General features: G+C 67.6%; 11 protein-coding genes. 3 read left to right on the top strand and 8 right to left on the bottom strand.

Annotated features, from left to right (window positions below; all coding sequences use genetic code 11):
* Positions 1 to 43 precede the first annotated feature (43 nt).
* The 8 genes from rseP to rpsB all read right to left on the bottom strand — a co-directional run bounded on the left by rseP (position 44) and on the right by rpsB (position 7,666).
* Positions 44 to 1,417, bottom strand: a complete 1,374-nt coding sequence (rseP, locus tag ACV22Z_RS09445) for an RIP metalloprotease RseP (protein ID WP_448076037.1) — start codon at positions 1,415 to 1,417, stop codon at positions 44 to 46.
* Positions 1,418 to 1,428: 11 nt separating this feature from the next.
* Complete coding sequence (locus ACV22Z_RS09440; protein WP_448076036.1) at positions 1,429 to 2,625, bottom strand: 1-deoxy-D-xylulose-5-phosphate reductoisomerase; 1,197 nt, start codon at positions 2,623 to 2,625, stop codon at positions 1,429 to 1,431.
* Between the two features lie 16 nt (positions 2,626 to 2,641).
* On the bottom strand, positions 2,642 to 3,466 hold the full coding sequence (locus ACV22Z_RS09435) for a phosphatidate cytidylyltransferase (RefSeq protein ID WP_448076035.1): 825 nt from the start codon (positions 3,464 to 3,466) through the stop codon (positions 2,642 to 2,644).
* A complete protein-coding gene (gene uppS, locus ACV22Z_RS09430; RefSeq protein WP_448076034.1) occupies positions 3,460 to 4,242 on the bottom strand; it encodes a polyprenyl diphosphate synthase in 783 nt (260 codons plus the stop codon). The genes ACV22Z_RS09435 and uppS overlap by 7 nt, the downstream gene beginning before the upstream one ends.
* A 49-nt stretch (positions 4,243 to 4,291) precedes the next feature.
* Complete coding sequence (gene frr / locus ACV22Z_RS09425; protein WP_448076033.1) at positions 4,292 to 4,852, bottom strand: ribosome recycling factor; 561 nt, start codon at positions 4,850 to 4,852, stop codon at positions 4,292 to 4,294.
* Positions 4,853 to 5,008: 156 nt separating this feature from the next.
* Positions 5,009 to 5,722 (bottom strand): UMP kinase, encoded by a 714-nt coding sequence (gene pyrH, locus ACV22Z_RS09420; RefSeq protein WP_026044643.1) that lies wholly within the window; start codon positions 5,720 to 5,722, stop codon positions 5,009 to 5,011.
* Between the two features lie 156 nt (positions 5,723 to 5,878).
* Complete coding sequence (gene tsf, locus ACV22Z_RS09415; protein WP_448076032.1) at positions 5,879 to 6,760, bottom strand: translation elongation factor Ts; 882 nt, start codon at positions 6,758 to 6,760, stop codon at positions 5,879 to 5,881.
* A 162-nt stretch (positions 6,761 to 6,922) separates the two neighbouring features.
* On the bottom strand, positions 6,923 to 7,666 hold the full coding sequence (gene rpsB, locus ACV22Z_RS09410) for a 30S ribosomal protein S2 (RefSeq protein ID WP_059809605.1): 744 nt from the start codon (positions 7,664 to 7,666) through the stop codon (positions 6,923 to 6,925).
* Positions 7,667 to 8,099: 433 nt separating this feature from the next.
* Between rpsB and map the strand changes: the two genes are divergently transcribed.
* Genes map through ACV22Z_RS09395 form a run of 3 tightly spaced genes read left to right on the top strand, consistent with a single transcriptional unit; the run spans position 8,100 to position 13,460 of the window.
* Positions 8,100 to 8,918 (top strand): type I methionyl aminopeptidase, encoded by an 819-nt coding sequence (map, locus tag ACV22Z_RS09405; protein ID WP_448076031.1) that lies wholly within the window; start codon positions 8,100 to 8,102, stop codon positions 8,916 to 8,918.
* Between the two features lie 41 nt (positions 8,919 to 8,959).
* On the top strand, positions 8,960 to 11,536 hold the full coding sequence (locus ACV22Z_RS09400; RefSeq protein ID WP_448076030.1) for a [protein-PII] uridylyltransferase: 2,577 nt from the start codon (positions 8,960 to 8,962) through the stop codon (positions 11,534 to 11,536).
* A 16-nt stretch (positions 11,537 to 11,552) separates the two neighbouring features.
* Positions 11,553 to 13,460 (top strand): pseudouridine synthase, encoded by a 1,908-nt coding sequence (locus tag ACV22Z_RS09395; protein WP_448076029.1) that lies wholly within the window; start codon positions 11,553 to 11,555, stop codon positions 13,458 to 13,460.
* The last annotated feature ends 96 nt before the right edge of the window (positions 13,461 to 13,556 follow it).

The following is a 13,556-nucleotide window of genomic DNA, read 5'->3' as shown; positions in this document are numbered from 1 at the left end:
TGCATCAAATCAGGCGGCTGCCCTGCGGCTGCCGCCTGACGCTTCAGAAATGGATTAACCGAGCCAGATCGTTGAACAGCGCGATCGCCGACAATGCGACGATGCAGATCAACCCGGCTCTTTGCAGAATCAGTTGCCAGCGTTCCGAGACGGCTTTCCCGGTCGCGGCTTCAACCAGATAATATAACAGATGCCCCCCGTCCAAAACGGGAATCGGCAACAAGTTAAGTACGCCAAGGCTAATGCTGACAAGGGCGAGGAACGACAGGAACGCCGACGGACCGAGCCGCGCGCTCTTGCCTGCGTAGTCGGCGATCGTCACCGGGCCGGACAGGTTCTTCAGCGACGCGTCGCCGGTGATCATCCGCCCGAACATCCGCAGCGAATACACCGAGATGTCCCAGGTGCGGCGCGCGCCCAGTTTCAGGCTCTCGAGCGGCCCGTAGCGCACGTCGACGCTCGGCGTGTGCATCGCCAGGGCCGCGCCGATGCGGCCGACCTGCTGCCCGGTTTCGTCGTCGCGCTGCGCCTGCGGCACGATCGTGACCGTCTGCGCGGCGCCGTCGCGCTCGATCCTGAGCGCGAGCGACTTGCCCGCATGGTGCTTCACCGCATCGATGAAGCGCGACGCGCCGCCGATCCGCTCGCCGTCGAGCGCCAGCAGCTTGTCGCCGCCCTTCAGGCCGGCCCGCTCGGCCGCGCTGCCCGGCTGCACCGACGCGACCGACAGCGCGCCGCCGCCCGTATCGAAGCCGAGCCGCATCATGAAATCGTCGTCGAGCTCGCTTTCCGGGACGTGACGCAGGTCGACGCGGAAATCGTAGGTCGACGCCCCGCCGTCGCGCGCACCAAGCACCACTTCCCGACGATCGAAGGCCGCCGCGAGGAGCTTCCAGCGCAGGTCCGACCACGAGCGTACCGGCTGCGCGTCGCCGCCCTGCGCGTCGCGGATCGACACGATCGTCTCGTTGCCGTCGAACCCGGCCCGGGCCGCGACCGTGCCGGCCGCCGGCGGTGCGATCACCGCCGCGGGCTCGGTCACGCCAGTTGCGAATACAACGGAAAACAGCGCGATTGCCAGCAGGAAGTTGGCAATCGGCCCGGCCGCGACGATCGCGATGCGTTTGCCGACCGACTGGCGGTTGAACGCCTGCCCGAGTTCTTCCGGCTTCACGCCGGGGCCCGGCTCGCGCTCGTCGAGCATCTTCACGTAGCCGCCGAGCGGCAGCGCGGACAGCGTCCACTCGGTGCCCGTCTTCCGGCTGACCCAGCGCGCAAGCGGCTGGCCGAAGCCGATCGAGAAGCGGAGCACCTTCACGCCGCACCAGCGCGCGACGCGATAGTGCCCGTACTCATGCACGACGACCAGTACCCCGATCGCCACCGCAAACGCGATCAGTTCAACCAGCACGTTCATGAGCACCTCATTCAGGCAGTGCGCTCCACGCGTGGCGCAGGCGCTTTCGCAATGATCTCGGCGGCGAGACGGCGCGCGTCGGCATCGGCCGCAAGGACGTCGTCAAGCCCGTTGGGCATATGGTTCGGCAGTGCGTTGAGCACGGCGTCGACCGTCGACGCGATCGCCATGAAGCCGATCCGGCGCTCGAGAAACGCTTCGACCGCCACCTCGTTCGCCGCGTTCAATGCGGCGCTCGCGACGCCGCCTTCGGCGAGCGCCTTCAGCGCGAGCGCCAGGCACGGGAAGCGCGCGTAGTCGGGTTTTTCGAACGACAGCTGCGCGATCTGCGCGAGGTCGAGCTGCTCGACGCCCGCGTCGACGCGGTCCGGGTAAGCGAGCGCGTGCGCGATCGGCGTGCGCATGTCGGGGTTGCCGAGCTGCGCGAGCACCGAGCCGTCACGGTACGACACGAGCGAGTGGATCACGCTCTGCGGATGGATCAGCACGTCGATCCGGTCGCCCGGCAGCCCGAAGATCCAGTGCGCCTCGATCACCTCGAGGCCCTTGTTCATCATCGTCGCGGAATCGACCGAGATCTTCCGGCCCATCACCCAGTTCGGGTGCTTGCACGCCTCGTCGGGCGTCACGTCGGCGAGCGTCGCCGGTTCGCGGGTGCGGAACGGGCCGCCCGACGCGGTCAGGATGATCTTCGCGATCCCGCCGTGCTCGGCCGCATCGCGCGGCATGCACTGGAAGATCGCGTTGTGTTCGCTGTCGACCGGCAGCAGGATCGCGCCATGGTCGCGCACGGCGTCCATGAAGATCGCGCCCGACATCACGAGCGATTCCTTGTTCGCGAGCAGGATGCGCTTGCCGGCGCGCGCGGCCGCGAGGCTCGGCGCGAGGCCCGCCGCACCGACGATCGCCGCGACGACGGTGTCGCAGCTGTCGCTCTTCGACACGTCGACGAGCGCCTGCGGCCCGTAGGCCACCTGCGTCTTGCTGCCGGCCGCGCGCAGCTGCGCCTCGACGTGCGCGGCGGTGTCGGCATCGCCGACCACGGCCACTTCGGGCGCGAAGCGCAGGCACTGGGCGACCAGCTTGTCGCCGTTGCGGTGCGCGGTCAGCGCGTAGACCGAAAAGCGCTCCGGATGGCGCGCGACCACGTCGAGCGTACTGTCTCCGATCGAGCCCGTGGAACCGAGCAATGTCAGGCGTTTTTGCATAACAGAAGTGTAGGTTTTAACCGTGAAACAGCAGCATCGCGAGCGGCAGCACCGGCAGGAGCGCGTCGACGCGGTCGAGCACCCCGCCATGCCCCGGCAGCAGCCCGCTCGAGTCCTTCACGCCCGCCTGGCGCTTCAGCAACGACTCGAACAGATCGCCGATCACGCTGTAAGCGACGAGCAGTGTCAGCGCGACCCACGCGCCCGGCCCGCCGAAGCGTGCGGCAAATGCAGAAAAAAGGGTCGGCTCAAACAGATGAGCCGCCATCGCGGCGCTCGCGACGATCATCACGGCGAGCCAGCCGCCGATGGCCCCTTCCCAGGTCTTCCCGGGGCTGATCGTCACGGCCAGTTTACGCTTCCCGAAGGCCTTGCCCGCGAAGTATGCGCCGATATCGGCCAGCCAGACGACGAGCAGCAGCGACAGCACGAACGGCACGCCCTGCGCGCGCGCGGCGACGAGCGCATGCCAGCAGGCCGCGAAGATCACGAGGCCGGCCGCAAGCAGGAACGGCCGCCACACGCCGTCGGCGAGCACGGGTTTGCGCCTGAGCACGAACGGGCCGACCAGCAGCCAGAACACGCCGGCTGCCGCAAAGAGGGGGCGGGACGACGATTCGCCGATGCCGAGCCGCGTGGTCGCGACGAGCGCAAGCGCGGCGACCGCCGCATAGACGACCGGACCGGCGCCGCTCAGCTTCAGGAGGCGCGCCCATTCCCAGGCCGCGAACACCAGCACGACGCCGATCAGTGCGCCGAACGCCATCAGCGGCGCGAACAGCGTCACCGGCAGCAGCACCGCCAGCAGCACGATCGCCGTGATTACACGGGTTTTCAGCATGAAAGGGAGTCGGCGTTCTGCGACTGCGACTCGACCTGCGCGCTCGTGCGCCCGAAACGGCGCTCGCGGTCGGTATACGACGCCAGCGCGTCGGCCAGCGCGGCACCGTCGAAATCCGGCCAGTATTTGTCGGTGAAATAGAATTCGGCGTACGCGAGCTGCCACAGCAGGAAGTTGCTGATGCGCTGTTCGCCGCCGGTTCGGATGAAGAGATCGGGTTCCGGCGCGTAGGCCATCGCCAGATGGGGCGCGAACGAATCCTCGCTGACCTCCACCTCGCGGCCCTCGCGCACGGCCTGCTCGACGAGCTTCTTCGTCGCCTGCAGGATGTCCCACCGGCCGCCGTAGTTCGCGGCAATGGTGAGCGTGAGGCGCGTGTTGCGCGCCGTCTTGGTTTCGGCGCGGCGGATCAGGTCGCGGATGCGCGGCTCGAAACGCTCGAGATCGCCGACCACATGCAGGCGGATCCCGTTTGCATGGAGCTTGCCGATCTCGCGCTCGAGCGCGGTGATGAAGAGGCGCATCAGGAACGACACCTCGTCGGTCGGCCGCCGCCAGTTTTCCGAGCTGAACGCAAACAGCGTCAGGTATTCGACGCCGGCGCGCGCGCAGCCTTCGACCACCGCCCGTACGGCGTCCACGCCGCGGGTGTGCCCCGCGACGCGCGGCAGGCGGCGTTCGGTCGCCCAACGGCCGTTGCCGTCCATGATGATCGCGATGTGGCGCGGCACGGCGCCGACGTCAGGCACGCGAACGGTAGAGCTGGTATAAGTCATGGCCGTTGAGACTGTAATGCGGGAAGAAGGCGGCACGCGAGGACGGTCGTCAGACCGTCATGATCTCGGCTTCCTTGGTCTGCACGAGCTTGTCGACTTCAGCAACGTGCTTGTCGGTCAGCTTCTGCACGTCGTCGCCGGCACGGCGCTCGTCGTCTTCCGAGATTTCCTTGTCCTTCACGAGCTTCTTGAGCTGCTCGTTCGCATCGCGGCGCAGGTTGCGGATCGCGACCTTGGCCGTTTCGCCCTCGCCCTTCACGACCTTCGTCAGCTCGCGGCGGCGCTCTTCCGTCAGCGCCGGCATCGGCACGCGGATCAGGTCACCGGCCGTCGCCGGGTTCAGGCCCAGATCGGCTTCGCGGATCGCCTTCTCGACCTTCGCGACCATGTTCTTTTCCCACGGCTGCACGCCGATCGTGCGCGCGTCGACGAGCGTCAGGTTGGCCACCTGCGAGATCGGCACCATCGAGCCGTAGTAGTCGACCTGTACGTGATCGAGCAGGCCCGTGTGCGCACGGCCCGTGCGGATCTTCGCCAGATCGTTCTTGAACGCTTCGATCGAGCGCTGCATCTTCTGCTCTACGCCCTTCTTGACATCAGCGACACTCATTTCAACCTCCGAACCTTCAAATCTTCAATGATCGCGGGCCTCTCGCATACGCGCCGACGCCCACGCCGGTCACCCGCGCCCGCAGCCCTCGCCGGTCGCCCTCGCCGGTCGCCCGCATCCGGTCGACCGCATCCGGTCGACCGCATCCGCGAGAGTTTACACGTGGACGAGCGTACCTTCGTCCTCGCCGAGCACGATGCGCTTGAGCGCGCCCGGCTTGTTGATCGAAAACACGCGAATCGGCAGCTTCTGGTCGCGGCACAGCGCGAACGCGGTTGCGTCCATCACCTGCAGGTTACGGCTGATCGCCTCGTCGAAAGTGATCGTCGTGTAGCGCGTGGCGGACGGATCCTTCTTCGGGTCGGCGGAATAGACGCCGTCGACCTTCGTCGCCTTCAGCACGACCTCGGCGCCCACTTCCGAGCCGCGCAGCGCGGCGGCCGTATCCGTCGTGAAGAACGGGTTGCCGGTGCCGGCCGCGAAGATCACCACCCGGCCCTCCTCGAGCTGGCGGATCGCGCGGGGGCGAATGTACGGCTCGACGACCTGGTCCATCCGCAGCGCGGACTGCACGCGCGCCTCGATGCCTGCGTGGCGCATCGCGTCCTGCAGCGCCAGTGCGTTCATCATCGTCGCCAGCATCCCCATGTAGTCGGCCGTCGCGCGGTCCATGCCGGCCGCGCCGCCCGCGACGCCACGGAAAATGTTACCGCCGCCGATCACCACCGCGAGCTGCGTGCCGAGACGCACGACTTCGGCGATATCGGCCACCATCCGCTCAATCGTAGCGCGATTGATGCCGAAGGCATCGTCGCCCATCAGCGCTTCGCCGGAAAGTTTGAGGAGGACGCGTTTATAGGCATTGGGCATAGGGGCTTCCGAGCGACGAGAGGATGACAACCACGAACTGTAGGGGCGAAATACTGATTCGGGCAAGCGCCGCCGGGCAGACCGGGCTTCCCGGCCGACCGGCGGCGCCGCCGGCCGCGGCGGGACGGACGCCCGCCGCGGGTATTGCTTGACTGCTTACTGCTGCTTTGCTGCTGCGACTTGCGCGGCCACTTCGGCGGCGAAGTCGTCCTGGCGCTTCTCGATGCCTTCGCCGACGACGAACAGTGCGAATTTTTGCACTGCGGCATCCGCTGCCTTCAGCATCTGCTCGATCGTCTGCTTGTCGTTCTTCACGAACGGCTGGTTCAGCAGCGACACTTCCTTCAGGAACTTCTGGACGCTGCCGTCGACCATCTTCGCGACGATCTCGGCCGGCTTGCCCGATTCCGCAGCCTTCTGCTCGGCGACGCGGCGCTCCGTCTCGATCAGCTCGGCCGGCACGTCAGCCGACGACAGCGAGACCGGCTTCATCGCCGCGATGTGCATCGCGACGTCCTTGCCGACCTGCTCGTCCGCGCCCGTGTACTCGACGATCACGCCGATACGGCTGCCGTGCAGGTAAGTCGCGATCTTGTTCGCGGTTTCGAAACGGACGAAGCGGCGGATCGAAATGTTCTCGCCGATCTTGCCGACCAGTGCCAGACGCACTTCGTCGACCGTCTTGCCGTCGAGCGGCAGCGCCGACAGCGCAGCCACGTCGGCCGGGTTCTGCGCCGCGACGAGTTCGGCGATCGTCTTTGCGAACGCGTTGAAATCGTCGTTCTTCGCGACGAAGTCGGTTTCGCAGTTCAGCTCGACGACCGCGCCGGCGTTGCCGCCGACGAACGATGCGACGATGCCTTCTGCCGTCACGCGCGATGCCGCCTTGCTCGCCTTGTTGCCGAGCTTGACGCGCAGCAGTTCCTCAGCCTTGGCCAGATCGCCGTCGGCTTCGGTCAGCGCCTTCTTGCACTCCATCATCGGTGCGTCGGTCTTTGCGCGCAGTTCTGCCACCATGCTTGCGGTAATTGCCGCCATCATTCGCTCCTTGAGTCTGTATTCACAACGCCGCCCGCTTGGACGCGAACGGCCGAGATTCGGTTCCGGACCCGCGCCAATTCGGCGCGATCAGGTCCGGCGCACAAGCTTAAAAAAAGGGGGCCTGTTGAGAGCCCCCTTTTTGCGCCGGCTCGGGGCCAGTTACGCGTTTTCCTCGACGTACTCGTCGTCGCCGCCACGCACCGCCTGGACCACTTCGTTGACCGCGTTGGCACGGCCTTCCAGGATCGCGTCGGCCACGCCTTCCGCGTACAGCGCGACTGCCTTGCTCGAGTCGTCGTTGCCCGGGATCACGTAGTCCACACCTTCCGGCGAGTGGTTCGTATCGACCACGGCGATGACCGGCACGCCCAGCTTGTTCGCTTCGGTGACGGCAATCTTGTGGTAGCCGACGTCGACGACGAAGATTGCGTCCGGAATGCCGCCCATGTCCTTCACGCCGCCGATCGACTTCTGCAGCTTGGCGATTTCACGTTCGAACAGCAGCGCTTCCTTCTTGCTCATCTTCTCGAGCTCGCCTGCCTCGACTGCCGCTTCCATGTCCTTCAGGCGCTTGATCGAAACCTTCAGCGTCTTGAAGTTGGTCATCATGCCGCCGAGCCAGCGTGCGTTGACGTACGGCATGCCCGCGCGCTGCGCTTCCTGGGCGATCGTGTCGCGCGACTGGCGCTTCGTGCCGACGAACAGGATCGTGCCGCGGTTCGCTGCCAGCTGACGCACGTACTTCTGTGCGTCCGTGAACATCGGCAGCGTCTTTTCGAGGTTGATGATGTGAATCTTGTTGCGGTGACCGAAAATGAACGGTGCCATCTTCGGGTTCCAGAAGCGGGTCTGGTGACCGAAGTGGACACCTGCTTCCAGCATTTGGCGCATCGTAACTGCCATGTGAATTCTCCACGAGGGTTAGGTCTTAAGCCGGCTGCCGTACCGCCGCGCGAACGCGCCCCGAAAGGCTTGCCACCCCGAAGGGCGCCAGATTCCGCGCGGCCGGCACCCTGGTTGCGCCGGCTTGCGATTCGGCACGTGCGAAACGCCCGTGCCGCAAGCCTTCACCGCGAAATGCCCGCCCGGCTTCATTCGCTGAAGCCGCCCCGAATCGGGTCATCGAATCGGGACATGACAAGCATTTGAGTGTCGACTTAGCCAAAGAGTATAGCATGCCAATCTGTCGCCCCTCAAGTCGCCCGCCACTTTGCCGCACCGGCCGCAGCGCCCACGGCAATCCGCAAAAACCCGTGCCCGCGCGGGCACCGGGGGCTGCGACGCCCGGCATAAGGTGCGATAATTCGTCAATTCACCGCTTTCCAGGCACACCTCGATGGCTATTACGCTCAAAAACGAACACGATATCGCGCAGATGCGCGTCGCCTGCCGGCTGGCGAGCGAAGTGCTCGATTTCATCACCCCGCATGTCGTCGCGGGCGTCACGACGGCCGAACTCGATCGCCTCTGCCATGAATACATGGTCAAGGAACAGGGCACGGTTCCCGCGCCTCTGAATTACCAGCCGCCCGGCTACCCGCCGTACCCGAAGGCCACCTGCATCTCGGTCAACGACGTGATCTGCCACGGCATCCCGGGCGACAAGGTGGTCAAGAACGGCGACGCGCTCAATATCGACATCACGGTCATCAAGAACGGCTACTTCGGCGATACGAGCCGGATGTTCATCGTCGGCGAAGGGTCGATCCTCGCGAAGCGCCTCGTGCAGACCACCTACGAGTGCATGTGGCTCGGCATCGAGCAGGTCAAGCCGGGCGCGCATCTCGGCGACATCGGCCACGCGATCCAGAAGCACGCGGAAGCGCAAGGCTACAGCGTCGTGCGCGAATACTGCGGCCACGGGATCGGCACGGTGTTCCACGAGGATCCGCAGGTCGTCCACTACGGCCGTCCGGGCACCGGCGTCGAGCTGAAGCCGGGGATGATCTTCACGATCGAGCCGATGATCAACGCCGGCAAGCGCGACATCCGCACGATGCCCGACCAGTGGACGGTCAAGACGCGCGACCGCAGCCTGTCCGCGCAGTGGGAGCACACCGTGCTCGTCACCGAGACCGGCTACGACGTGCTGACGGTGTCCGCAGGCTCCCCGGCCCGTCCCGTGTTCGCCAACTCGGCGACGACGGCGGTCTGAGCGCGTTCGCGCCAGCCTGCCCGCCACCTGACCGGCCGCCCATGAGCGCTCACGCCGCCCCCTCGTCCGAAGCGCTGTCGCGGCGCGCCGAATTCAAGGCCGCCAAGGCCGCCCTGCTCGCGCGCTTTCGCAGCGCGGCCAACGTCGCGCCGCTGATGCACGCGCTGTCGAAGGCCACCGACGATGCGCTCAAGCGCGTGTGGGACGACTGCGGGTTGCCCGCGACGCTCGCGCTCGTCGCCGTCGGCGGCTACGGGCGCGGCGAACTCGCGCCCTATTCCGACGTCGACATCCTCGTGCTGCTGCCCGACGGGCACGACACCGAACTCGACGCGCGCATCGAGCGCTTCATCGGCATGGCATGGGATCTCGGCCTCGAGATCGGCAGCAGCGTGCGCTCGGTCGCGCAGTGCATCGAGGAGGCATCGCAGGACGTGACGGTGCAGACGTCGCTGCTCGAGGCGCGCCGCATCGTCGGCAGCACCGCGCTGTTCGAGCGCTTCACGGTGCGCTACCACGAGGCGCTCGACGCCCGCGCGTTCTTCACCGCGAAGGTGCTCGAGATGCGCCAGCGCCACGCGAAGTTCCAGGACACGCCGTACAGCCTCGAACCGAACGTGAAGGAAAGCCCGGGCGGGCTGCGCGACCTGCAGACGATCCTGTGGATCGCGCGTGCGGCCGGCTTCGGCAGCAGCTGGCGGGAACTCGACACGCGCGGCCTGATCACCGACCGCGAAGCACGCGAGCTGCGCCGCAACGAGGGCTTCCTGAAGACGCTGCGCGCGCGGCTGCACGTGATCGCCGGGCGCCGCCAGGACATGCTCGTGTTCGACCTGCAGACCCAAGCGGCGGACAGCTACGGCTACAAGCCGACGCCCGCCAAGCGCGCGAGCGAGCAGCTGATGCGCCGCTACTACTGGGCCGCGAAGGCCGTCACGCAGCTCGCGACGATCCTGATCCAGAACATCGAGGCGCAGCTCTTTCCCGCGACGAGCGGCATCACGCGCGTGCTGTCGCCCGACCGCTTCGTCGAAAAACAGGGGATGCTCGAGATCGTCGACGACGGCGTGTTCGAGCGCCATCCGGACGCGATCCTCGAAGCGTTCCTGCTGTACGAGACGACGCGCGGCGTGAAGGGCCTGTCCGCACGCACGTTGCGAGCGCTGTACAACTCGCGCGAGATCATGAACAACGCGTGGCGGCGCAATCCGCAGAACCGCCATACGTTCATGCAGATCCTGCAGCAGCCCGAAGGCATCACGCACGCGTTCCGGCTGATGAACCAGACGAGCGTGCTCGGCCGCTACCTGCTGAATTTCCGCCGCATCGTCGGCCAGATGCAGCACGACCTGTATCACGTGTATACGGTCGACCAGCACATCCTGATGGTGCTGCGCAACATCCGCCGCTTCGCGGTCGCCGAGCATGCGCACGAATATCCGTTCTGCAGCCAGCTGATCGGCAACTTCGAGCGGCCGTGGGTGCTGTACATCGCGGCGCTGTTCCACGACATCGCGAAGGGCCGCGGCGGCGACCACTCGACGCTCGGGATGGCCGACGCGCGGCGCTTCTGCCGCGAGCACGGCGTCGCCGCGGACGATGCGGCGCTGGTCGTGTGGCTCGTCCAGCACCACCTGACGATGAGCCAGGTCGCACAGAAGCAGGACACGAGCGACCCGGAAGTCATCAAGCGCTTCGCCGATCTCGTCGGCAGCGAGCGCCGGCTGACGGCGCTGTACCTGCTGACCGTCGCCGACATTCGCGGCACCAGCCCGAAGGTCTGGAACACGTGGAAGGGCAAGCTGCTCGAGGACCTGTACCGCGCGACACTCGCCGTGCTCGGCGGCGCGCAGCCCGACACGCACTCGGAGCTGAAGTCGCGCCAGGAGGAAGCGCTCGCGCTGCTGCGCCTCGAAACCGTGCCGACCGACGCGCACCGCGCGCTGTGGGACCAGCTCGACGTCGGCTTCTTCCTGCGTCACGACGCCGCCGACATCGCGTGGCAGACCCGCGTGCTGTACCGGCACGTGAATGCCGAGACCGCGATCGTCCGCGCGCGGCCGTCGCCGGTCGGCGACGCGCTGCAGGTGCTCGTGTACGTGAAGGACCGCGCAGACCTGTTCGCAGGCATCTGCGCGTACTTCGACCGCAACGGGCTGTCGGTGCTCGACGCGCGTGTCAGCACGACGCGGCACGGCTATGCGCTCGACAACTTCATCGTCACGCAGACCGAGCACGACGTGCAGTACCGCGACATCGCGAACCTCGTCGAGCAGCAGCTCGCGATGCGTCTGGGCGAGGCCGCGCCGCTGCGGGAACCGTCCAAGGGCCGGCTGTCGAGGCTGTCGCGGACGTTCCCGATCACGCCGCGCGTCGACCTGCGGGCCGACGAGCGCGGCCAGTACTACATCCTGTCCGTGTCCGCCAACGACCGGCCGGGCCTGCTCTATTCGATCGCGCGCGTGCTGGCCGAGCACCGGGTCGGCGTCCATGCGGCGCGGATCAATACGCTCGGCGAACGTGTCGAGGACATCTTCCTGCTCGACGGCGCCGGCCTGTCCGACAACCGTCTGCAGATCCAGTTAGAAACCGAATTGCTGCGAGCGATCGCAGTCTGAGTGTATTCCAGCGTTTATGCGCACCAAATTGACCGTCAAGAATCCGCGGCCGGCCTCGCCGACCCGCGCCCCCGTCCGTTCCGGCAGCCTCGTCGCCCGCAAGCCGGTGCGCCCCGCTGCGCCTGCCGCGGCAACCAAGCCGGCCGGCCCGAAGAAGGCGCTCGCGCCGAAGGCCGCCGGCGAGCGCACGTTCAAACCGCGCGCCGCCGGTGACGCGGGCCGTCCCGGCGCGGATCGCGCACCGGCGAAACGTCCGCCGCGCGACGGCAGCGCCGAGCGGAGCGTGCGCGGCGGCGGTGCGAAGCCTGTCGGCCGCGCGGAACGCGGCGCGGGCCGTCCCGGCGAAGGCCGCCCTGAAGGTCGCCCGTATCGCAGCGCGGAAGGCAAGCCCGCTGCGCGCGGCGAACGCGGCGAAGGCCGCTCGTATCGCGGCACGGATGCGAAGCCCACGGGCCGCACGGAGCGTGGCGAAGGCCGCCCCGAGGGTCGCCCATATCGCAGTGCGGAGGGCAAACCCGCCGCCCGTGGCGAACGCGGCGACAGTCGTCCGTATCGCGGCGCAGATGCGAAACCCGCGGGCCGCACCGAGCGTGGCGAAGGTCGCCCCGAAGGTCGCTCGTATCGCAGCGCGGAAGGCAAACCCGCCGCCCGTGGCGAGCGCGGCGACAGTCGTCCGTATCGCGGCGCAGATGCGAAACCCATGGGCCGCACCGAGCGTGGCGAAGGTCGCCCGGAGGGTCGCCCATATCGCAGCGCGGAAGGCAAACCCGCCGCCCGTGGCGAACGCGGTGAACGCGGCGAACGCAACGACAGTCGCCCGTATCGCAGCGCCGAAAGCAAGTTCAGCCGCGGCCCATCCGACGCACGCCCGGCCCGCCGCGGTGACGACGACGCGCGGCCCCGCCGCGCGAGCGCCGGCGCCGAAGGCGGCAAGCGCACGCCCTATCGCGACGCGACGGGCGGCGAAGGCGCGAAGCGCAGCTTCGGCGAGCGCCGCACCGGGTCCGAACGTCCGGCACGTGCGCCGCGCGACGGCGAACGCGCCGCGCGCAGCGCGGGCGCGCCCCCCAGGCGCGACAACGCCGAGCGGCCGTCGTCCGGCTCGCGCTTCAAGACCGCGCAACCGGTGAAGCGCGGCGCGGCCGACGTGGATCACGGCGACGAGTCCGGCCTGCTGCGCCTGTCGAAGCGCATGTCCGAACTCGGCCTGTGTTCGCGCCGCGAAGCCGACGAATGGATCGAGAAGGGCTGGGTGCTCGTCGACGGCGAGCGCATCGACACGCTCGGCACCAAGGTCCGGCCCGACCAGCGCATCGAGATCGACGAACGCGCGCAGGCCGAGCAGGCCGCGCAGGTGACGATCCTGCTGCACAAGCCGGTCGGTTACGTGTCGGGCCAGGCGGAAGACGGCTACGAGCCCGCGACCGTGCTGATCACGCGCGAGAACCACTGGAGCGGCGATCGCTCACCGGTGCGCTTCTCGCCGCAGCAACTGCGTGCGCTCGCGCCGGCCGGCCGGCTCGACATCGATTCGACGGGCCTGCTCGTGCTGACGCAGAACGGCCGGATCGCGAAGCAGCTGATCGGCGAGCAGTCGGACATCGACAAGGAATACCTGGTGCGCGTGCGCTTCGGCGAACGGCTCGTCGACATCGACCAGCACTTCCCCGCCGAATCCCTCGCGAAGCTGCGCCACGGGCTCGAGCTCGACGGCGTCGCGCTGAAGCCCGCGATGGTGAGCTGGCAGAACGGCGAGCAGCTGCGCTTCGTGCTGCGCGAAGGCAAGAAGCGCCAGATCCGCCGCATGTGCGAGCTGGTCGGCCTTGAAGTGATCGGCCTCAAGCGTGTGCGGATGGGCCGCGTGATGCTGGGCGCGCTGCCGCAGGGGCAATGGCGCTACCTGTCGGCCGACGAGACGTTCTGAAGGCGGCTCGCGCCGCTCTCCCCGGTCGTGAAAAAGCCCGCGCAAGCGGGCTTTTCTCGTTCCGGCGTGTCGTCGTCAGGCAGGCAACGCTATTCC

It is taken from the genome of Burkholderia sp. PU8-34, from assembly GCF_053427725.1.
This window is presented reverse-complemented; position numbering and strand designations above follow the sequence as displayed.